This is a genomic window from Pusillimonas sp. MFBS29 (assembly GCF_020687695.1).
GTDB lineage: Bacteria > Pseudomonadota > Gammaproteobacteria > Burkholderiales > Burkholderiaceae_B > Pusillimonas_C.
The window spans coordinates 214,238-233,980 of record NZ_JAJEWL010000008.1 but is presented as its reverse complement, the minus strand read 5'-3'; the positions used below and the strand labels follow the sequence as shown (position 1 = coordinate 233,980).

The window sequence follows — 19,743 nt, the reverse complement described above, 5'->3', positions numbered from 1 at the left end:
GGGCATGAAGTTGCCGCTGTGCTGTACCTGAACAGCCAGTTTAAGGTGATCCGTTACATGGAAATGAGCCATGGCACGTTGACGCAGGCCAGCGTATACCCGCGCGAAATCGTTAAAACCGCGCTACGCCTGGATGCCGCTGCAATCATCATGTCACATAACCATCCTAGCGGTATACCTGAACCCAGCGAAGCCGATCTGGCACTGACGCGGCACTTAAAACATGCTTTGGCGTTGGTTGATGTTCGTTTGCTGGATCACATCATCGTGACCGGGCAGAACACTACTTCGTTAGCGGAACGAGGCCAGGTGTAAACCTGGAGCAAGGCGGGTGAGAGCCCGCCTGCACAGGTAGACGCTGCGCGTTGCGGCGCAAGTTGGACTTGTGCTGCCGCACAAGTGTTATCCGTTTTCTTCCTTCTCGACAAAAGCAGCCCGTCCCTGTGTACCAGGACGGGCATAGCGGCTTGCTGGCGCAAGCTGGATACATCTTGAGTAACTACCTTCAATTTAGATCACCGGCTCGGTGATGGTGGCGCTCGCCGCGCGGGCTGCTGCCGGGTTGTGCGTCGTGACACAGCATGCCTGGTCCTGATAGTTCCATCGCCCTAAAACGCCGACTGTATCACTACGTTCCGGCGCTTCAAGGGAGTGTTCATAAAACCCGCTACGCGACTTTTACAAATCTTCCCCCTTTCCGCTAGTCACTGCCTGATTCAGCACGGCAAGGGCGATGGAACTCACAGGACTGGCGGCAAAACGCGATGGGACCAACACACAACCCGGCAGCAAAAACCTACAAACGGGCTCAAGAATCTTCAGGCCCGGTCAGCAATGACATCACAACCGCGCCACTGCGCACTTTTTGAAGGAAAACGACATGAACCACTACGAAGCAAAGCAGGCAGACCGCAAGGCCAAGCTAGAGGCTAGGGCAGTTCAGGCCGAGGCACAGGCTGCAACCACCTACGACCGGGCAAAGCAAATGGGTGAGGCGATTCCATTCGGACAGCCGATCCTAGTTGGCCACCATAGCGAAGGCCGAGACCGCAATTACCGGCAGCGGATTCATAACACGTACGGCAAAGCCTTTGATCTGCAAAAGAAGGCTGACCACTATGTGCAGAAGGCGGCTGCAGTAGGCGATGGGGGAATTTCCAGCGATGACCCGGATGCAATAAGCAAACTCATGCGCCAGGTGGAGCAACTGACAGAAAATCAGGAACGCATGAAAAAGAGTAATCAGCTGATCCGTAAGCACAAGGGCGATGCAGAGGGCCAACGGCGCGCTTTGCTTGAGCTTGGATACTCGGAAGAAAGCGCACAGAAGCTGATCACGCCGGACTATGCCGGGCGTGTAGGCTTCCCGCCTTATGCCTTGACCAACAATAACGCGAACATTCGCCGTATTCAGCAACGGATCAAACAACTACGGGCAATCCAGGACCGCAAGCCGGTCAGCATACAGGGGACGGGGTATGCATACGCTGAGGACGTGGAAGAGAACCGTGTGATGTTTATGTTCGAAGGTAAACCGGAAAAAGCCACCCGCGAGATTCTAAAACGCCATGGTTTTCGGTGGAGCCCAACCCGTGGCGCATGGGTGCGTCAACTGAACAACGCCGCCATATGGCAGGCAAAAGCCGTCATGCAGGTTTTGAACGGATCAACAGATAGCTAAACCGAAACCCAGGCCGCTTTATCGGCCTGGGCAATTTGTCGGCGAGATTACGCCGAACCACTACCAGGAGCAACAGCATGGCATCAGTCAACAAAGTCATCATTATCGGCAACTTGGGCCGTGATCCAGAGATCCGCTATAGCGCGGATGGAGTCGGGATCTGCACCATTTCCGTGGCTACATCGACAAGCTGGAAAGACAAGGCGACAGGCGAGAAACGAGAAGAAACCGAATGGCATCGGATTGTGTTCTATAACCGTTTGGCAGAAATCGCCGGCGAGTATCTGCGCCAGGGTAGTGCGGTCTATGTAGAAGGGCGGTTGAAGACTAGGAAATGGCAGGATAAGGAAGCAGGTGCTGATCGTTACAGCACCGAGATCGTCGCTGAGCAAATGCAGATGCTCGGGGGCCGTGGTGCAGATGGCCAGTCGTCGTCAGCTAAGCCAGCAGCGCGTAAGGCCGCTGCTGCTCCTAGCCTCACGAGTGGCGGTGCTGTCGTGGCGGATGATATACCGTTCAATCTGGTAGGTGCGGGACGCAGCTGGCTGTGCATGTGAGAAGGTTTGCCCCGGCTTTAGCTGGGGCAGGCATTAGGACGGATTGACGTTGCCTCAGACGGTAAAGCTATTATTAAAAGTGTCGAAGTAGCTACCACAGAGCCTGTTGGGTGATGACGTTGGCACCGCCCAGCGAAGGCACCTCGATGGGCTTGGTATCTAAAATATCTTCCGGTGCCAAGCGCAAGAGGCTGCTAGCCTCCTCAACTGAGCCTGTCAGCCACCAATCGACATCATTCAATTCGATCGGAATGACTGAGCGCTTGTCTTGGGCAGTGGCTGACTTCTTCGGATCAGGCTTGTGCATCCGACGCATCAACGGATGTGCATCGGCGTTGATTGTGAGCATCGTGTAGCTTTCCAGTACTTCGCCCGTCGCCGGGTCGGTCCAAGCATTCCACAGGCCGGCCAGGCCCCAAGGGGCACCGTCTGACCGCTGGAATTGCCACCACACATTGCGGCCGGTTTCCCAGCAAGGCTCGTCGAAAGACATCGCCGGCATAATACAGCGCTGACCGCGCTGCCAGGGTTGGCGATAGCTCGCCTTGCTGGCCAGTTCTTCTGAACGAGCGTTGTTCGTCTGATATGGCAGCTTCGCCGACTTGGCAAAGTGCGGGATGAGGGCCCACTGGCCGACCACCAGCTCACGCCCGATATCGTACCCCCGAATAAATGGGCCAGCAGCACGAGGGTGAACGGCGGCCTCCCACCATCGAGGCTGGTTCCGGTTTCCAATATGCCAAAGCCTTTCAATCTCAGCTTCGGTCGGTGTCACATAGCGATTGCACATGCTTTATTGTGACAGAACCTATGTCTCGGCTATCAACTGAATAGGATTGGCGTCCCATCTTCGATGGGTCCCTGAGATGTGACGTTGCCAGCTCTTCGATCTGGCAGGCACTTCTAAATCCCCAAATTCGCTTTCGCTCATTTGTGGCCTTAAAAGTGCCACACAAGACGCACCCCTGACGGGGTGAGGAAGGATCTTATTTATCAAATGCTTGCAGGAAAACGGTCACGTGCACCGTCGTAGGACAGACAGAGCAACAAACTGGTGTAAGGCTATGATATGGCGGGGAGGGTTGAGGCCACGATCGTGGCCTTCTGGTGCGTAGACAGGGTGGCGACCATATGGCCCCAACACTATGACTACAAATCGACAGCTTTTCTTCTGCACTGTGACAGCATCAAAGCTGCATGAGCGCCACGCCATGATTGCAGATGGGCTGTGATGGGATTACAGGATCGCCGCAATAGATCCACTAGAGGGCTGCATCCTGGGACTGAGCGCGTTCCATCAATTCTTCTGGACAGATTCATTACGACGTATGGGCAGGAGGGATAACGTGTAGGCGGTCATCGAACACCTCCTTTTCCTCACCCGGCGCAGCAGGACAAGCGCGATACGTCCTTGCTGAAAGTCTGCGCCGCGAGTTTCAGCCCTTCGACCATCGTGAGATACGGGAACAACTGGTCGGCCAGCTCCTGCACGGTCATCCGGTGGCGGATCGCCAACGCGGCCGTCTGGATCAGTTCGCCCGCTTCTGGAGCCACCGCCTGCACCCCGATCAACCGCCCCGAGCCGGCCTCCACCACAAGCTTGATGAAGCCACGCGTGTCGAAGTTGGCGAGCGCACGCGGCACGTTGTCGAGGGTGAGTGTGCGGCTGTCGGTCTCGATACCGTGGTGGTGCGCTTGCGCCTCGCTGTAGCCCACAGTCGCCACCTGCGGATCGGTGAACACCACCGTTGGCATCGCCGTCAGGTCCAGCTCAGCATTGCCGCCGATCATGTTGACCGCTGCGCGCGTGCCGGCCGCCGCCGCTACATAGACGAACTGCGGCTGGTCGGTGCAGTCGCCGGCCGCATAGATGTGCGGCGCGCTGGTGCGCATGGTGCGGTCGATGACGATGGCCCCTTGCGTGTTCACCTCGATGCCCGTCGCTTCGAGGTTCAAGTTGCCGGTGTTCGGTGCGCGACCCGTGGCGATGAGCAGCTTGTCGGCGTGCAACTCACCATGCCCGGTGGTAAGCACGAATTCCCCGTCCGCGTAGGCGACCTGGCTCGCCTGGGTGTGCTCCAGCACCTCGATGCCCTCGGCACGGAAGGCGTTTGCTAAGGCTTCGCCAATGGCCGGGTCTTCGCGGAAGAATAGCGTGCTGCGCGCCAGAATCGTGACCTGGCTGCCTAGTCGTGCAAAGGCTTGTGCTAACTCCACCGCCACCACCGACGAGCCGATGACGGCCAACCGCTCGGGGATCGTATCGCTCGCCAGCGCGTCGGTAGACGTCCAGTACGGCGTGTCCTTCAAGCGGGGGATCGGCGGGATCGCTGGACCCGCGCCGGTAGCGATCAGGCAACTGTCGAAGGTCACTTCGCGCGTGCTGCCGTCATCGGTTGCCACGGTTAGTGTACGCCCGTCCTTGAACCGAGCTTCGCCCGCTAGCTGCGTGATGGCCGGGGTGCTCGCTAGGATGCCTTCGTACTTGGCGCGGCGCAGTTCTTCGACTCGGCCTTGTTGCTGGGCCAGCAGACGCTCGCGCAGCACGGCAGGTGCTACGGCAGGCAGACCTTCATCGAATGGGCTTTCGCGACGCAGGTGGGCGATATGCGCGGCCCGGATCATGATCTTGGAGGGCACGCAGCCCACATTGACGCAGGTGCCGCCAATCGTGCCGCGCTCGATCAGCGTCACGCGCGCCCCACGCTCCACAGCTTTCAATGCTGCCGCCATCGCCGCGCCGCCGCTGCCGATTACGGTCACGTGCAGAGCTTGTTCACTGCCTTCATGCTTCGTTTCTCCACCGAGCCGGCCCAGCGCCTTGTTCAGCAGGCCGGTAGGCTTGTTCGGCATATCGGCAATCCGTGCGCGATAGCCGAGCGTGGCCACTGCGGCAACCAGCGTGGCCACGCTCACGCCTGCGTCCGCCTCAATGTCGGCTTGCCGTTGCGCATAGGACACCGAGGCCGAGCGCACGCCGGACACGTTCTTCAAAGCCTCCTGGACGTGCTCGGCGCATGACGTGCAGGTCATGCCTTCGATGTGAAGAGATGTGGTTTCGGTCATAGCCGCCCCTGCTGTTTGGCGCTGGAGGGATAGCCAGCGTCCTTGGTCGCTTCAACCAGAGCCTGTACGTTGGTCTTGCTGTCATCATAGGTGACACTGACTAGCTTGTGCGCCTCGTCGATGCCAATCTTCTCCACGCCAGGTATGCGGTTGAGTGCAGTGCGCACAGTGATCGGGCAAGCGCCGCATGTCATGCCTGGAATGGACAGCGTTACCAACTTATCGGCCGCCCAAGCCGGGGAGGAAAGCGCAGTGGCAAGGGCGAACAGGACAGTGAGTTTTCTCATGAGGATTTCCTTTCAATAGAACAGCGGCAGGACGTAGGGGAAAACGAGGACCACCAGGACCAGGGTGGACATGATCCAGAAAATCACCTTGTAGGCTGTCCGAACTTGGGGTGCGGCGCAAACGTCGCCGGGCTTGCAGGCATGGGGCGGTCGGAAGATGCTGCGCCCGGCGAAGAACAGCGCGATGAGCGCTACGACGATGAAGATTGGCCGGTACGGCTCCAGCACGGTCAGGTTGCCAATCCATGCGCCCGAGAAGCCGAGAGCGACCAAGACGAGCGGGCCGAGGCAGCACGTTGAGGCCAAGATGGTCGCGAGACCGCCAGCGGCCAACGCGCCGCGACCGTTCTTGGGTTCCGACATAAGGTTTTCCTTCCGAGTCTTCGCTTGATGCTGTAATGTTACTTCCGTAGTCAACTACGGAGTCAAGGCCGTGCAGAGCGCTCAAGAGAATCTAACCATTGGTGCCTTCGCCAAGGCAGCCGGGGTCAACGTAGAGACGATCCGCTTTTATCAACGCAAGGGTTTGCTGTCCCAGCCAGAGCGGCCTTATGGGAGGATCCGCCGCTACGGGCAGGCGGACGTGGCGCGGGTGACGTTCGTGAAATCAGCCCAGCGCTTAGGGTTCAGCCTGGATGAGGTTGGCCAGCTCCTGAAACTGGAGGATGGCACCCATTGCAGCGAGGCGGCCGAACTGGCCGCCCACCGGCTGGCCGATGTGCGCGCACGCATGGCGGACCTTACGCGAATGGAAGCAGCGCTGTCGAAGTTAGTGAGCGAGTGCAGTGCGCACCACGGCAATATTTCCTGCCCGTTGATTGCAGCGTTGCACTGCTGCTAGGTCAAAGCTGTCGCGCGCCTTAGCGTACGATTTTTTTTCGATTTCTGAGGCGCCTCCAGATAGGGCACAGGTGCCTGAACTGATGGGCGATCTTGGAAATCATGCAATGTCCAACTCGGATTCCGCTTTCAGGGGCGCTGTGCCAAGCTCGTTCTTTCCAGGCTCCAACTCATGTGCCGCCATCTGCTGCAGGTCATGAGCTAAGCCTTTATATGTCAGGCGATCCACGCGTTGGGGCAGCTTGGACGCATCATCTGTAAATGCCACAATTTCGTGCCGCTCACGAGAAATGCTGACATAGTAGGTGTCCTGGGCGGTCGTGCGGCTGAAACTTTCAGCGTTGTAAAGCACCCGGTCGCAGGTCAAACCCTGGGCGCTATGCGCGGTGGTGGTGTACGCATAGTTCATGTGTAGCGGTCGATCTGTTGATAGCTGCACGCGGCGACCGTTGGTTTCGATGGTGACGCTGCTTGCATCAATCGCCGCGACCTTCGCCAATTGGCCGTTGACTAGGTCGTTCTGGGCATCGTTGCGTGTGATGCGGACATGGTCGCCCACAGACAGCTCTGCCCGGCTCAGGTGGTAGACCGATAGCTTGGACATGGTTTTCGGGATGATCTCTATGGGTTCGGCATGGGTTGGGCTGGGCTTGAGCGGTTCCACGGTGATGCGGTCATGGCGCGTGCTGCTGGTGACGCTGTACAGCTCGCCGCGTTTCAGACCGCACTGGTAATCCCGTTCCGGAACGACAATGTCGCCAACGGTGTAATACCGGGCGACACTGCGCTCTGCGCGAGTGGTGTCATGACGAGCAAGCAACTGGCATTGATGGCCTCTGCCTTCCAGCCCGAGTAGCGCATGGATCCGTGCATTGATGGCTTCCCGGGACGCATTGGTCCCTGTCACCACGATGGTGCCTGCTTGTTCTGCGGCTGAAAGCTGCGTATAGGTCTGGGCAATTGCTTCATACCGGGAGGAACTGTCTCGGGTTTTTCGACCATGCTCGTCAATAGTGAACTGATCCGGGATGGTGAGCACACGATTCAAAAGCGGCAGAGATCGGCTTGCCTGACCACCGGCAGCCAGTTGCACCGCTTGGCGTAGCCGTTCGCAGCGTTGCCGCTGGATGTCTGCCATTAATACGGTTTTCATGCCATTTTCCTGCAGCATGGCAAAGGCGCGGCCAGCCTCGATGGCCTTGGTCTGGGCGGTGTCGCCCAGCAATATGACTTTGGCGCCGGTCGGCTGAATAAGTGCCAGTAGTTTGTCCATCTGCCGCAGGGGCACGACGCCGGCTTCATCAATCACCACGACCGTTTTTTGCCCTAGGGTGTCGGTGAAGGGGCGTTTGTCAGAGGCAGACAGGACCGATGCAATCGTGCTGGCTGGTATGCCATCTTCGCGCAGATTTCGAACCATGTTCCCGTAGGGGGCCAGGGCCGCCATGGTGTGCCCTTGGTGATGTAGGATCACTTGGGCGCTTTGCAGGGCGAAGGATTTTCCGGTGCCCGCTAGCCCCTGAATCCCGGCAATTTGATCGGAGCCGGTTGCGATCAACATGACGGCTTCGCGCTGTCCTGGTGTGAGGCGTGTGTCTAGGCTGCTTTCTGCTTTGGTGGCGTCAATCGTGGCGTGCCAGGCACTGCGTCCAGCTTGTTCGGCGGCCAGTATTCTGGATTCTGCCTCAAAGGCCTTCCGGGTCGCATAGCGTGGGCTTTCCATCAACAGGCGTCCTTCGCCAATGGCCTGATCAACGAGTTGCAGAGCGGTTTCCTGGGGTAGGCCGCGCAGGCGTACGACCTCTGTGGCCCAGCCTTCGCGCGTCATGGGAAAGGCCTGCATGTCCTGCGTGCTGCGGTAGTGGGGCGCCTCTCGGATCAGTGCGCCGAACTTCACACGGCCCTGGATCGCTGCCTGAATGGCTGTAATGTCCGTATGGCCGCCGGCATGGCGAACGGCGTTTTGCAGTAAATCCGCCAGAGGCATGACGGATTCCCTTTCGGCCAGATGTTGGATCGACCAGTTCAGTGAGGCTTGAGCCACCAAATCGGATCGATGCTCCAATTCCTGTGTCGGCTGGATATCCGCTTGTTGGTTGGCATGGTCAAACTGCATCCCGATAGCTGTAGCGGCGTCACGCCATTGCCGATACAGTTCCGTTCGATTGAGTTCCTGTGTCTTCGCCTGGCGGTGGGCTAGAGTGATGCCTTGACGTAGGGCGTGAGGGGCGGCTTCACGACTGGTGCCGCGTGCAGATAGTTCAGCCGTGATGCCGGCGCTGCGTTTACTGAAAAACTCGATCTGCTCACGGCTGATATGGGCGAGTTCGATATGGCTTTTTTCATGGCGAACCGCGTACCCCAGCGCACGGACATTGCGTTCCAGTTCCGCCTGGTAGATTGAGTCCGTCACGCGCAGCAGCTTGAAGATTTCTTCATTGGACAACGCTACCCAACTGCCGTCGACCCGCTGAGTCAAATTCATCAGTAGGGCGTGAATGTGCAGATGAGGATCGGGGGCAGCGCCTTCGGTGGGACGTGCGGTTTCGTGGCGGAACTTGGCAATAATGAGATTGCCTGTGTGTTCTACCCTTGACTTGCCGTTTTCCTTGCGACGGCCCATGGTTAGGTGCTGTTCGGCATAGACGAGAGCCGAGGCGACCGCTTTATCGTTGGCGTGAATCAGGCGTTCGTCGCCACCGATCAAGGCCTGCAGGGTGATGCTTTTAGGTGCGCCGAAGGTCAGATCGAGGGCGGCGCGAGCTTTGGCATCTTTGCGGATTGACCGGCCGGCTGCGACGCCACGGCCAAAATCGCCCTGCAGCATGGCTTTGAAGCGTTGAGGGTCGATTTCACCGATGGCCCCCAGACGTCGAGCGCCTTCGCCTTGCCACGTGGCGGCGTTGCCGTCACGGCTGTAGTAATCATCGGCTTGATCGGCGTAGTAGTGGGTTGCAAGGGACGCGCGGGCGCGATAGATCTGGCTGTGCGAGATCATGTGAGCTCCAGGCAAGGGTGGTGGCGAGAAATTGGCCAGCAGGGCACTAACCCTTACCAGTGCTAGCTCTTGAAGGTAAGGAGGAAGGGTTTACACAAGTTTATCCACAGATTATGTGGATAAGTGACGGGGCAACTAATCGTGATCGATTAGTCTAACCATTAGATGGTGCTGTTGTGGAAGTAGCAGCATTCAGCACTCTTCCCGACTCTTGAAACGCCATCGCAGTCGCCCCAAACTCCCTGAACGGCAAACTCACCCTCGCAATCGGAAAATCCCTCGCCAAGGCCACATACCCGCCCAGCGCTGGCAGCGCTTGTATCTGTGCCGCCGCCACCACATCTTCTGTCGTCCGATCCATGTTGTCCGACGTATTCCGATGATCCACACTGCGACTGATGCTGTACTTAGGCCGTTCGACCTCGTGCTTTCCGAGGCTCTCACTCATATCCTTTGCCGTTTGCGGGTCGGTACGGGAGCCGCCCAGCACAGCCAGGTTGCGAAAGCTCGCCCGGATAGTGGTGGACATGGTGCGCCCGTAGATATGTTCCAACTGCGACGTACTCTGCAAACCCGCCACAATACGCAGGCCATTTTTCCGACCCTTGGTCAGGCCCGCTTCCAGTGACGGCAGGGCTTCCAGGCTAGCCAGCTCATCAATGAACAACCACCAGCGTCGGTGGGTGCCTTCAGGCATGGATAAGATGGACGTAATGAACACGTCAGCCCATGACGACACCAGCGGCTTCATGGAACTCATCATGTCTTCGCGCCAGTTGATGTACAGGTTTCCACCATCGGGCTTGGCCAGCCAGTCCCGGATGGAGAACCGCCCGGGCTTCATGCCAGTGTGCTCGGACAGCTTGTTTGACAGCACGAAGCGGGCGGAAGACAGCGCTTTGCTGGCTTCGCTGGAGCCAACAAAAAGGGATTCGGCCAGGGTGCCTTCCAGGAATTGCTTCAAGACCTTGGGGTCTTCGATGGTGCATAGGCGGAATAGATCCATCACGCTAGCCTCCGCGCCCTGCAACTGATGGAGTTTCTTGGCCGTCTCGCGTAGCAGCAGGCGGCCGAAGTCGTTCCATTCTTCAGCGTTTTTGTCCTGGCTCATGGGAACCATGGAATGGGCCAACCGCTTCCAGTCATAGTCGGCACGGACTTCATTGAAGAACGACCAGCCCTGGCTGCGGGCATCGTAGGGATTCAGAATCACATCGTTGGGTTGCCAGAGCTTGCTGAGCAGGTCCCCATTGGGGTCGATCACGATCATGCGATCGTTGCGCTCTGGAGTTTGGCCGAACAAACGGTTGTTCATGTCGTTCTGTGAGCGCTTGAGTACCGAAGCGGCCATGTTGCGCAACAACACCGATTTACCGGAGCCCGTGGCACCGCTGATGAGCAAATGCAGGTTCTCGTTGGCGGTCGGCATGGGGATGCCGCCCACGTCGATTTGTTGTTTGCCGACTTCTTGGCACTGGCGAGCCAGGCTTTTTGCCGAGGTGGTGCGTGTGCCACGTACAAAGCGTTTGTAGGCAGCACCCTCAAACCCTTCGGTTCTAGCGGTGCGCCCGATAAGCAGGATAAGCACCAAGGCGAGGACCAAACCTATGCCCAGTGCGCCGTAGAGCACTGGGTACTGCGGCGTTAGCATCACAAAATGCCAGAACGTTTTGGCGTTCCAGTCCCGCCAGCGCATATGGCTGCCCCAGGTGGCGGCAGCCATCCAGGCACCAGTCGGCAAGAGCGCCAAAGAAAAGGCGGCAATGCGCCGCCGGGTAATGGGTGAAATCAAGGTGGACATAAGTACCGGTCCTCAAGAGATCAAAATCTGACCCAGGGCCAGGCCTGCCAGCAAGCCACCCAGAATGCCTGCTATACCGCCTACGACCAGGGCGATGATTGCCATACGTCGTGCGGATTGGTGGGCGATGCTGGCGTACTGCGCGGCATCCCGGGCCAATTGATCCAGCCGGCTGCCGGTGTCATCCAGCATGGTCTGGATGGCGTGTTGAGCCTGCTGATTGATGGGTTTGGCTGCCGTTTCCATCGTGGCGGTCAGATGGCGGCTGAGTTGTTCAGGCAAGACTTGCTGCGCTTCGCCCATGGATTGCATCTGCTTTTGCACTGCATCCAGGCTTTGGGTGGCGCTTTCTAGTCTGTTCACCAGGCCAGCGACTTCACCCAATACTTCGTGGTACAGCAAATCCAGCTTGGTACGAGCGCCACTGACATTCGAGTGTGATTCCATGGTGGCCAGCTCAGGAAAACAGCGCGGTAAAAGCCGCGTTCATTTGCCTGTCCACCGGTTTGGCCAGGGCGCGCAGGGCGTGCCGGTTGCTCAGTTGTGAAATTCGGAAGTGGTCATCAGGTTCGGCAGCGCGAAGTAGGGCGCGATAGTCGGTCTGATCAGCCAGTACATCGGCAATTGTGGTGCGTTGGTCGGCCAGCAACTCGAAGACTTCGTTTTCGTAAATGGCAGCCTGGGGGTTGGCCTGCACTTCGCCTGTTTTGGCGGCATAGGCCAGGATGGAGGGGAATTCATCCTGCACGCTGCTATCGACACGATTGAAAAGTATCCGTACCCGCTCTGGGTCAACACCCAGTTCTGCCAGGGCAGCCACCGTCTTGATGGTTTCGCGCTGGGCCTTGCCGGTATTGATCACAGGCAGTACAAAATAGTTCATTTCCTCGTGTGCACCTTCGTAGCGCATCATATGCGTCAGAAAGTCCTCGATATTGCTGGCACCCACATCGACGATCGCATCTTCGCGGGTGAGTAGCTCGCGAAACAATCGGCCAAAGTGTTCGCCGCGTAGCTGATCGACATTCAGGCCCAGGTCAGCGCCCGTTTCGTTGGTGGATTCCACTGCAAAAATCTGGGCACCGTTCATGCGTGGTGCCAGAAGGTGAGAGGCAGCGACTGTCTTGCCAACAGAGCCGGTGTAGTTCAGGACGGCGACTTTCATGGTTTATTCCTTTTCATGGGGTTGTTTTCACTAGATTGGGTACGGCTGGCCAAGCCTTCACGTCGCAAGGCCTCCAGGTCTATCTGCATGTCGCGAATCTTGCGTAGATCGCCGGGTGTTTGGAGGTTGTGTGGTCGGCCTTGAATAGCATCAAGTGCCGCAGGAGGTGAGGCCGGTTTCACCGTAGAAGCCGAAGGATTGGCTGCGGATCGCTGGGCTTTACGCCAGCGATACAGCGTGATGGCGAAGGTGCTGCGTTGCACGGTCAGACCTGCAGCGGCCAAATCCTCCAGTACGGCGGCGTGTGGCACACCTGCAGCAAACTCGGCTTCGATCATTGGAAACAGCGCGCGTAGTTGGGCTGAAAGGCTGATGCGTGGGTCGAGGGCAGAAAGTACGGCCCGATAGCGTGACACGGGTTGGGGTGAGTACATAGGTTTCCAGGAGTTGGGTTGAAGACAGTGCCGCTTAGTGCGACAGCTCAGGAAAGACCTCGGTCTGCTTGCCTTCCAGCCAGGCGCAGCCGACGGCCAGGGCTTCGTCGTAGGCAGATTGTTCGTCTGCGAACTGGACCGACCTGCCACGTGCGGAGAAACGTCCGCCGCCGACTTCCTGACCGTCGCTCAGTAGGCGTAGGGTGTAGCCGCCGGAGTCGGAGTGGTGAGGGATGATCTCGAATGAAAACCGAAGTCGGGCGTGAGTCACTTCGGTGTGAAATTGCCGGGCGACTTCGGAGAGGCGGGCAGCCCATTCCGGACCGATTCGATCCAGGGCTTGGGCGATGCTGTAGCCACGCTCGCGCAGCCAGTCGCTGCGATCCAGCACCAGGGCGGCAGTGAGCGCTTCGCCCAGGCCCATGGTGCCAATGCCGTAGTGGGCGGCTTGTTGCACGATGTGCAATATCCGGGTGTCGATGGTCGAGTGCATGAGGACTCCTTTGCCCAGCAGCTTGAAGGGCAGTGATGGGGGATGAGGGTGAGGTGTGTCCGAAAGGGCGGATGTGGTCAATTGCAGACCGATGCAGCCGCGATGCGGCTGCTCAGCGTGGCAATTCAAAACGGCCTGGATTATGCAGGCAAGGTGTTGCGATCAGGTGGAGCGGGAGTTGGACTTATCCACAGGACTTGCTGGTAGTAATAAGGTAGAAATAAGGTAGAAGGCGTTCTGATGGCTGGAAAGCGCCTGTTCATGCAGGTTTCAAAAAATGATGCGCGATGTTATGACGATAAAGCGCGATGCTATGACGAAAAGCCGCGATCTTATGACGATGCAGGCGCGATGCTATGACGACGGTACAAACCACTTATCCACAGCCTGAAAAAGGCCTTTGAATCGGCTGTTTTTGGAGTCAGGCGCGATGTTATGACGATGGAGAGTCTAGCGATCCAGTCGTGTCCAGACCGCTTGTTCATGGCCACGGGTGGCCGTTTCTATGTGGGGTTCCGTGATCACTTGCAGCGCTTCCAATTCTGTCAAGCTGCGCTCCAGGCTCGTTCGAAAATCACGCATGCGGCCAGTGTATTGAGCACGTTGCTTGAGAATGTCCAGGCTGTATTTCTGCTGGATGTCGGCGGACGTGCCGATCAGGCGCTGCAAGCTTTTGGACAGGTCATGACGCATTTGCAGGCGCTTGGCCCAGTCAACCAGGGCGTATTCCCGGTTTCCGAAGATCTGTGCCCAGCGAGGATCGGCGTACAAGGTATAGCTGCCGGTAGGCTCGTGGTAATCGAAACCGCCCAGCATGGCTAGGACTCGGGTCGAAGGGTTCTTGCCATAGCTGTATTTGACTGAGCCATCCTTTCTGCGGGCTTCGATGCACAGGGTGAAACGAGCCAAGTCTTTCATGCTTTCATGCAGCCATTCGTAGGCGCTGCCGCCTGTGGGCCGGCCCATCCCGCGTAGGAAGTCGGCTCGGTTGATCGTTGGCGCTTCGCCCAATAGGGCTGTCGTCTGCAGGTACATCGCGTGCATCCAGATGTCGGCGTGGTCTTCGCTCAACTGTTTGCCGGAACCTTTGAGTAGGATGTTGCTGCCTTCCAGAAATACGGTGTCGTCATGCAGTGTGCGCCAGCCCCGGCGAACCGGTGCGAAGATGGCACTACGGGCGATGTAATTCGGAATGGCGCGTGCTGTTTCGTTGATACCGGGCAGTATGAATGGCGTAGGGGTTGAGGCCTGCTTTTCTGCTGCGGCGGCCAGTGCCTGGGTGGTTTTTTGCTGAGCACGCTGCATGGCTGCTGACAGGCGCAGGAGGTTCTTGTCCTTGTGAAAGGGCATACGGGTGGATGAGGTCATGGGTAAAGCTCCAGGCGAGCCCATGCAAGGCCTGCCCGGAACGTGTGCAGTGCCTCACACGGGTTCAGGGGTAGGTGCGGGTAGGCAGCGATGCCAGTCCGCAAGGATGGAAACGGGTGCCCCTCAGGGCGTTGTTGGCTTCGGGTCAGCCGTTGGCTTGCCGTTTGGGTTCAAACCAAAGCTCTTTCAGCCTGAACCGCTCGAAATGCAGCACGATGTCTATGGTCTGGCGCAGAAATGCTTGAATGGTTGGCAGATCGAGGTTGCCGCCCGTGGGTGATTGCTTGATGAGGATCGCCAGGCGGTCAAAGGCATCGGCTGCCCCGTTGGCGTGGGTGGTGGTGACGGATCCTGGATGTCCGGTATTCAAGGCCGCCAGGTAATCCCAGGTTTCAGGGCCGCGCAGCTCGGCAAGGAATATCCGGTCTGGCGATAAGCGCATGCAGGCGGCCAGGCTTTCGGTGGCCGAAACCCGACCGCGTGTGCCGCCATACATCAGATGAATGCGGTTTCTGTGCCGGGGCAGAATGAGCTCATGCACGTCTTCGATGGTGACCAGGCGTTCATCGACGGGCACACGGTCGATCAGCGATCTTGCAAAGGTGGTTTTGCCCGAACCTGTCGCGCCGGAGATGACCAGGTTTTTGCGAGCCTGAATGGCGGCAAGCAGAAATCCGGGAATATCACCAGCATCCTTCAGCGCCATCAGTTCTTGATCGGTTCTCGAAATACCGTCTGGCGTGTATTGGGCGGCGGCGTCGTGAGTGGCCTCAAAAGCACCTTGCGAGTGCAGTTCCTCCAGGGAGAGCGCCACTTGGGCGTGCTTGCGAATGTTGATGGCCAACGTGCCGTCAATGCAGGCTGGTGGCAATACGATCTGGCCGCGCTCGCCATCGGGCAGGACGACAGATTGAATGGGGCTGCGTGCCATGTGGTTGTACGCGGCCAGGGCCGTAGCCAGGGCCTCCAGGTGGGGGTAGGAAAGCTTGGGGCACTCGTGAAGCTGCCACGCACCGCGTGTGCGGGTGTAAAGCTCACCGGCTCGCACGATGGCGATTTCAGTGACATTGGGATCCTCCTGATGTTTGGACAAAGGTCGCAGAAAGGTGCGAACCGCAATGGATCGATCAAAGGGGATCGCTTCAGTGGATGGGTTCAAGCTCATAGACGTGACTGAAATCCAGATCACGGGCGACCATGATGCCGATACGCTCGCCCTGGTTCTTGTAAAGGGTGGGAGGAATGTCCAGGGACTTCTCCAGAATCTTTGCGACCGCTTCCTGACCGCCTTCGGCGGTGTTGTCAAAGCGAATGTTGTTGCTGCCCGATTGCCCTTGATTGGATGCCCAGTTACCGAAGTCGCCCACCAGAGAAAGCATGATGGCGTTGCCAAAGCGTTCCCAGAAGTGGTTGTCGATATGTCCGCCCAATCCCGCTTCGCCCAGCGGGCCGGTGCCGGGCGAACTCAAATTCACGATGACGCCGGTAGGCGTTTCCAGCCGGTTCCATGTCACAAAGGCGCGGGCCTGGCCCTGCTGTATGCCTCCAGACTGATAACCCGTGAACTTGGTGCCGGCATCAATGAGCTTGACCTTGCCGTTGGCGCTCATGACATCGTGCGTGGCAAGACACGTCAGAAGCCCGGACTGGGTGCTGACCAGTTTTGTCTGTAGGGTGCAGTCGATCATGGTGCCTTGCGTGAGCAGGAAGTTGCGGTCACCCAGTTGCCCGGCCACTGATGGGGCCAGCTCCAGCGGTCGCAGCTTGTCGGCCAGAGGGCCAGCATCGCTATAAGGGCCTTGAGGCCCGTTTGACTGGCTTGGGGTCGTGCCGCTAGCGTCTGCACCGCCCGCCTGCAGCGGGCTGGTCAGCCGACGCTGGGTAAGCTCATCGGCAGGAGGTGGAGCTGCGGGCATGGGTGCCGGGACGTTGTAGCTGGGCACCACCGTTGGTTCGGGTGACGGAGGCGGCGGTGCGAGAGGTGGCGTGGGGCGCTCCACGTTGGGGGCCTTGAGGCGATTGGTAATGCCGCTTTGATCGGCTTCCAGACCGCTATCGGCTTTTGCCGCTGGTTCGCGGCTCCAGACCTTCATGAGCACGCCGGCAGCCACTGCCACAGCGATTAGAATGGTGAGCCAGAGAAAAGCGCGGGCACCGCGTGGGGCGCTGCGCCCGGTTGCCTCCAGATTCAGTGTTTCCCGCTCCAGATTGGCGTCTTTAGGGTTCCCCTCTTGCGAGGCTTGTGCCTGGTCTTGTTCGTTTTCCGTCATGGGGAATTCCTTTCTTGCGTGGCTTCGCGTATGCGGATGGTGGGCACAGGTGCCGCAGTGGACGATTGCGGGCTCGCACTACCCTTGATGCTGCGTCTGACCGCTGGTGATGCCGTGCCGGTATGTGCTGGTACGGGTGTGGTGCCGTAGGCGCCGTTGTGAATCGCCAGCACTTGGTCGCCCAGGCGCAGATGCCATAAGGCAGAGGTGCGATGAAGCACCATCGTCCGCTCATCTGCCATGTGGTGATTGGTGATGACTTCCTGGCCATCTGGTGTGACGCGGTACACGGTTGGAATGTCGGCTTGCGGTGCAAACTGCAGCCAAGTCTGACGACCATCGTCCCAGGCGTGTATCGGTGCGATGGCCGCATCGCCGCTGCGGGTGTAGGCCTGCCAGTTCATGTTCGCGCTGACGGCTTGTAAGGATCGCTCAATCGCAGCCTTTTGTGCGGCCTGGGTCCGTTGCCTGGCTTGAACCTCTGGATAACGAACCACGAGTTTGTACAAGGCGGCTGAATTGCGATTGTCGCTGTACGAGAGCCGGAAGCTGTAATCGCGCCTGTCAGTGACGACGATAAGGTTGGTGTTGGCGTCTTCTGCCGTGGGTTTGAAGAACAGGTGATTGTTCTTGTAGGTAAACGCATAGGCTTGGCTGTCGCCAAAGACGTGGTAGACGTACTTTTCGCCGGGCTCCAGCACGATATGGGTGGCCACGCCGATCACGGCATTGAGCTGGATGACATTGGCGTCGTTGTAATTGACATAGCGCACGCGGTGGTCGAGCCGCGAGGAACGAGGGGTCTCCAGCGCCAGGGCGCTGGCAGGGATGGCCAAGCAAAGAAACAACGCCAGCACCTGCCGACTGGGGAAATGTTTAAACATAAGAATTCCTTCAGATCCTTGTCGGTGTCAGCGCGACAGGTCGGCAGCCAAGTCATAGCGCATGACCTGAAAGCCCAGCGGGTTCAGGCGGGCGACCTCTTCGGTGAGCGGCACGTCGGTGTACTGATACGCCATGGTGGCAATCAGGTGCTGAGCCTTGGTGATGTTGCCCGTGGTGACTTCCCGCTCTGTCTTGGTAAAGCGCACGATAGCGGCCTGGTTGGCACCCAATGTGATCGAATGAACCTGCACATCGACTGTGCCCTGAGTACCGAGGCGTGTCGTGACGGCGTCCTGCCCTTCGAATCGTTTGCCGTACTGCGTCTGGATGGGTGCAGAGGACAGCAAGGCGCACGTGTCGAATTGCTCCTGTATCGTCTGCCAGCTGTAGCCCTCGCAGTTCAGCACGTACGTGTTCAGAAAATACTTGGCGATGCGCTGGCCGTAGTCTTCGAGCGGCTGGCCCAGGCTGCTGACATGTTCGATGGAGCCGGTGGCGCTATCGACGCGGACCACATACATTTCAGGTGGCTGCTTCAAAGGAGTGAGGCCCGCAACAGCAGCGATGGAGGCCAGGGCGATCAGGCCAGCACCGAGGGCCACCTGCCAGGCGCGTTTACGGCTGCTGACGAGCTCGCCAAGGTGATCGCGCTCCAGGCCGCGCGACTGCTCCAGGTAAGCGGCAATGTCTTCGGATTTAAGTGATGCGGACACGAGTCAAACTCCTTTGAAAAGAGGCGGCGTGGCATTGACCGGCACGCGTGGTGTATCGGCCGGTTGCGGCGGCTGGGGCGCGTGAAAGGCGCAGCCAGCCAACAGCCCGGCCAGCGCGAGGGCGGCAAAGAGGTTTTTCATGGAATGGTTCCTATCCTGCCGGACTGGCAGAAGGATTGGGGATGGATGGTAGGGCGATTGGCCCGGCATGGGCCGACAGGCGGACTGCCTATTTGGCGCGCAGGCGCAGCATGCTACGCAGCCGTAGCATTGAGAACGCCCCTTTGGCAGCGGTACCCACACCGAGCTGAGCGCCAAAGCCGTTGGAGAGACCGGCGGCGAGGCCTGGGATCATGACCATGATGACAAGGCTAGCGATGCCGACAAGCAGCTGGGCACCGAAGAGTCCGATAATATCCTTGGCTCCGCCATTGATTTGATCGGCAATCATTCGGATGAGCTGGATATTCATCTGCAGCAATAGTCCGAAAATCAGGCCGGCCAATAGCGCCAGAAATATAAAATTCAATGCTTGAGAGACCCAGCTGTTGAAGAGTGGTTTGGTGGGTTCAAACAGAGTGGCTGCAATGAAAATGGGACCCGTGGCGACGACGAGCGCCATGCCGACCTTGCAGACCACAACTATCACCATGATGATGCTACCTACCACGGCAGCATTGACACGTACCATCGTGGCAAGAAGACTGACCAAGACTTCCTTGGTAGATGGTAGAAAGTTGAACCAGGCGTCTTGGCCCTTGCCCATCATGGCGTTTGATGCCTTGCCGGTTTCGTTCTGCAGCTTGTCCACCTCTTGGGCCACGCTGCCGGTACTCAGGGCGATCTGCGTAATATCGTCGGGCAGCGCAATCATGGTTTCGGCGATATCGTTCTGGTACAAGCCTCCCGTACCAAAAATCATTGCGACAATGGCTACAAGAATAGCCTTGCGAAAGAACTCTGTGACGGTCATGCTGCTCTGGCCCTGCATCAGTGCAAACGCGTAGACCACAAATTGAATCGTAAGCCCTACCGTGATGACCGGCATTAGGGCTTCAAATAGCGCTTGCATTGGGCCGTTAACCGCATCGCTCAATGTATTTTCGGTTTGGGTCATCACCCATTGGGCAATGTCGCTAGGGGCTGAAGGCGGGGTTACGGAAGGAGTGGAGCCAGACATGGTGC

General features: G+C 58.4%; 21 protein-coding genes. 4 read left to right on the top strand and 17 right to left on the bottom strand.

Annotation, left to right across the window (positions count from 1 at the left end; translation table 11 throughout):
• From LKR43_RS13455 to ssb, 3 genes are all read left to right on the top strand, one after another.
• Positions 1-315, top strand: a 315-nt coding sequence (locus LKR43_RS13455) for a RadC family protein (protein WP_305080630.1), incomplete at its 5' end; no start/stop codon positions are given.
• 565 nt (positions 316-880) lie between these two features.
• The gene (locus LKR43_RS13450; RefSeq protein ID WP_137237633.1) at positions 881-1,681 is read left to right on the top strand and encodes a DUF3560 domain-containing protein; all 801 of its coding nucleotides are present in this window, start codon (positions 881-883) and stop codon (positions 1,679-1,681) included.
• A gap of 77 nt (positions 1,682-1,758) precedes the next feature.
• A complete protein-coding gene (gene ssb / locus LKR43_RS13445; RefSeq protein WP_137237409.1) occupies positions 1,759-2,238 on the top strand; it encodes a single-stranded DNA-binding protein in 480 nt (159 codons plus the stop codon).
• Between the two features lie 91 nt (positions 2,239-2,329).
• On the opposite strand, the gene LKR43_RS13440 is transcribed toward ssb, so the two are convergent.
• The 4 genes from LKR43_RS13440 to merT form a co-directional block, all read right to left on the bottom strand.
• Positions 2,330-3,028, bottom strand: coding sequence for an SOS response-associated peptidase (locus LKR43_RS13440; RefSeq protein ID WP_137237410.1), 699 nt, complete (start codon positions 3,026-3,028; stop codon positions 2,330-2,332).
• 587 nt (positions 3,029-3,615) lie between these two features.
• Positions 3,616-5,304, bottom strand: a complete 1,689-nt coding sequence (gene merA, locus LKR43_RS13435; protein ID WP_137237411.1) for a mercury(II) reductase — start codon at positions 5,302-5,304, stop codon at positions 3,616-3,618.
• The gene (merP, locus tag LKR43_RS13430; protein WP_137237412.1) at positions 5,301-5,591 is read right to left on the bottom strand and encodes a mercury resistance system periplasmic binding protein MerP; all 291 of its coding nucleotides are present in this window, start codon (positions 5,589-5,591) and stop codon (positions 5,301-5,303) included. The genes merA and merP overlap by 4 nt, the downstream gene beginning before the upstream one ends.
• A 12-nt stretch (positions 5,592-5,603) precedes the next feature.
• On the bottom strand, positions 5,604-5,954 hold the full coding sequence (merT, locus tag LKR43_RS13425) for a mercuric ion transporter MerT (protein WP_137237413.1): 351 nt from the start codon (positions 5,952-5,954) through the stop codon (positions 5,604-5,606).
• Between the two features lie 70 nt (positions 5,955-6,024).
• Between merT and merR the strand changes: the two genes are divergently transcribed.
• Complete coding sequence (gene merR / locus LKR43_RS13420; protein ID WP_137237414.1) at positions 6,025-6,432, top strand: Hg(II)-responsive transcriptional regulator; 408 nt, start codon at positions 6,025-6,027, stop codon at positions 6,430-6,432.
• Positions 6,433-6,531: 99 nt separating this feature from the next.
• On the opposite strand, the gene mobF is transcribed toward merR, so the two are convergent.
• The 13 genes from mobF to LKR43_RS13355 all read right to left on the bottom strand — a co-directional run bounded on the left by mobF (position 6,532) and on the right by LKR43_RS13355 (position 19,738).
• On the bottom strand, positions 6,532-9,429 hold the full coding sequence (gene mobF, locus LKR43_RS13415; RefSeq protein WP_137237415.1) for a MobF family relaxase: 2,898 nt from the start codon (positions 9,427-9,429) through the stop codon (positions 6,532-6,534).
• 154 nt (positions 9,430-9,583) lie between these two features.
• The gene (locus LKR43_RS13410) at positions 9,584-11,230 is read right to left on the bottom strand and encodes a type IV secretion system DNA-binding domain-containing protein (protein ID WP_137237416.1); all 1,647 of its coding nucleotides are present in this window, start codon (positions 11,228-11,230) and stop codon (positions 9,584-9,586) included.
• 12 nt (positions 11,231-11,242) lie between these two features.
• Positions 11,243-11,677 carry a hypothetical protein gene (locus tag LKR43_RS13405; RefSeq protein ID WP_137237417.1) on the bottom strand — a complete coding sequence of 145 codons (435 nt, stop codon included), beginning with the start codon at positions 11,675-11,677 and terminating at the stop codon, positions 11,243-11,245.
• Positions 11,678-11,687: 10 nt separating this feature from the next.
• Positions 11,688-12,395, bottom strand: coding sequence for a StbB family protein (stbB, locus tag LKR43_RS13400; protein ID WP_137237418.1), 708 nt, complete (start codon positions 12,393-12,395; stop codon positions 11,688-11,690).
• Complete coding sequence (locus LKR43_RS13395; protein ID WP_227684544.1) at positions 12,392-12,829, bottom strand: hypothetical protein; 438 nt, start codon at positions 12,827-12,829, stop codon at positions 12,392-12,394. Before LKR43_RS13395 ends, stbB begins: the two co-directional genes overlap by 4 nt.
• A gap of 34 nt (positions 12,830-12,863) precedes the next feature.
• Positions 12,864-13,322, bottom strand: a complete 459-nt coding sequence (locus LKR43_RS13390) for a hypothetical protein (RefSeq protein WP_137237420.1) — start codon at positions 13,320-13,322, stop codon at positions 12,864-12,866.
• A 450-nt stretch (positions 13,323-13,772) separates the two neighbouring features.
• Positions 13,773-14,690: a TrfA gene (locus LKR43_RS13385; RefSeq protein ID WP_137237421.1), complete on the bottom strand. Its 918-nt coding sequence runs from the start codon at positions 14,688-14,690 to the stop codon at positions 13,773-13,775.
• Positions 14,691-14,835: 145 nt separating this feature from the next.
• Positions 14,836-15,855: a P-type DNA transfer ATPase VirB11 gene (gene virB11 / locus LKR43_RS13380; RefSeq protein WP_137237422.1), complete on the bottom strand. Its 1,020-nt coding sequence runs from the start codon at positions 15,853-15,855 to the stop codon at positions 14,836-14,838.
• Positions 15,833-16,960 (bottom strand): type IV secretion system protein VirB10, encoded by a 1,128-nt coding sequence (gene virB10, locus LKR43_RS13375; protein WP_137237423.1) that lies wholly within the window; start codon positions 16,958-16,960, stop codon positions 15,833-15,835. The genes virB11 and virB10 overlap by 23 nt, the downstream gene beginning before the upstream one ends.
• Positions 16,957-17,844: a TrbG/VirB9 family P-type conjugative transfer protein gene (locus LKR43_RS13370; protein ID WP_137237424.1), complete on the bottom strand. Its 888-nt coding sequence runs from the start codon at positions 17,842-17,844 to the stop codon at positions 16,957-16,959. Before LKR43_RS13370 ends, virB10 begins: the two co-directional genes overlap by 4 nt.
• Before the next feature lie 27 nt (positions 17,845-17,871).
• Positions 17,872-18,558: a virB8 family protein gene (locus LKR43_RS13365; protein WP_137237425.1), complete on the bottom strand. Its 687-nt coding sequence runs from the start codon at positions 18,556-18,558 to the stop codon at positions 17,872-17,874.
• Between the two features lie 3 nt (positions 18,559-18,561).
• Positions 18,562-18,699 (bottom strand): hypothetical protein, encoded by a 138-nt coding sequence (locus tag LKR43_RS13360; protein WP_012250609.1) that lies wholly within the window; start codon positions 18,697-18,699, stop codon positions 18,562-18,564.
• Between the two features lie 88 nt (positions 18,700-18,787).
• Complete coding sequence (locus LKR43_RS13355) at positions 18,788-19,738, bottom strand: type IV secretion system protein (RefSeq protein WP_137237426.1); 951 nt, start codon at positions 19,736-19,738, stop codon at positions 18,788-18,790.
• Between the last annotated feature and the right edge of the window lie 5 nt (positions 19,739-19,743).

What these genes read in the sequence shown, in the direction of transcription:
- LKR43_RS13385 (WP_137237421.1), bottom strand. Translation starts at nt 14,690, where the DNA reads ATGACCTCATCCACCCGTATGCCCTTTCACAAGGACAAGAACCTCCTG.
- stbB (WP_137237418.1), bottom strand. Translation starts at nt 12,395, where the DNA reads ATGAAAGTCGCCGTCCTGAACTACACCGGCTCTGTTGGCAAGACAGTC.
- LKR43_RS13390 (WP_137237420.1), bottom strand. Translation starts at nt 13,322, where the DNA reads ATGCACTCGACCATCGACACCCGGATATTGCACATCGTGCAACAAGCC.
- LKR43_RS13355 (WP_137237426.1), bottom strand. Translation starts at nt 19,738, where the DNA reads ATGTCTGGCTCCACTCCTTCCGTAACCCCGCCTTCAGCCCCTAGCGAC.
- merP (WP_137237412.1), bottom strand. Translation starts at nt 5,591, where the DNA reads ATGAGAAAACTCACTGTCCTGTTCGCCCTTGCCACTGCGCTTTCCTCC.
- mobF (WP_137237415.1), bottom strand. Translation starts at nt 9,429, where the DNA reads ATGATCTCGCACAGCCAGATCTATCGCGCCCGCGCGTCCCTTGCAACC.
- virB10 (WP_137237423.1), bottom strand. Translation starts at nt 16,960, where the DNA reads ATGACGGAAAACGAACAAGACCAGGCACAAGCCTCGCAAGAGGGGAAC.
- LKR43_RS13450 (WP_137237633.1), top strand. Translation starts at nt 881, where the DNA reads ATGAACCACTACGAAGCAAAGCAGGCAGACCGCAAGGCCAAGCTAGAG.
- LKR43_RS13370 (WP_137237424.1), bottom strand. Translation starts at nt 17,844, where the DNA reads ATGTTTAAACATTTCCCCAGTCGGCAGGTGCTGGCGTTGTTTCTTTGC.
- LKR43_RS13405 (WP_137237417.1), bottom strand. Translation starts at nt 11,677, where the DNA reads ATGGAATCACACTCGAATGTCAGTGGCGCTCGTACCAAGCTGGATTTG.
- LKR43_RS13440 (WP_137237410.1), bottom strand. Translation starts at nt 3,028, where the DNA reads ATGTGCAATCGCTATGTGACACCGACCGAAGCTGAGATTGAAAGGCTT.
- LKR43_RS13395 (WP_227684544.1), bottom strand. Translation starts at nt 12,829, where the DNA reads ATGTACTCACCCCAACCCGTGTCACGCTATCGGGCCGTACTTTCTGCC.
- LKR43_RS13360 (WP_012250609.1), bottom strand. Translation starts at nt 18,699, where the DNA reads ATGAAAAACCTCTTTGCCGCCCTCGCGCTGGCCGGGCTGTTGGCTGGC.
- merA (WP_137237411.1), bottom strand. Translation starts at nt 5,304, where the DNA reads ATGACCGAAACCACATCTCTTCACATCGAAGGCATGACCTGCACGTCA.
- LKR43_RS13410 (WP_137237416.1), bottom strand. Translation starts at nt 11,230, where the DNA reads ATGTCCACCTTGATTTCACCCATTACCCGGCGGCGCATTGCCGCCTTT.
- virB11 (WP_137237422.1), bottom strand. Translation starts at nt 15,855, where the DNA reads ATGAGCTTGAACCCATCCACTGAAGCGATCCCCTTTGATCGATCCATT.
- ssb (WP_137237409.1), top strand. Translation starts at nt 1,759, where the DNA reads ATGGCATCAGTCAACAAAGTCATCATTATCGGCAACTTGGGCCGTGAT.
- merT (WP_137237413.1), bottom strand. Translation starts at nt 5,954, where the DNA reads ATGTCGGAACCCAAGAACGGTCGCGGCGCGTTGGCCGCTGGCGGTCTC.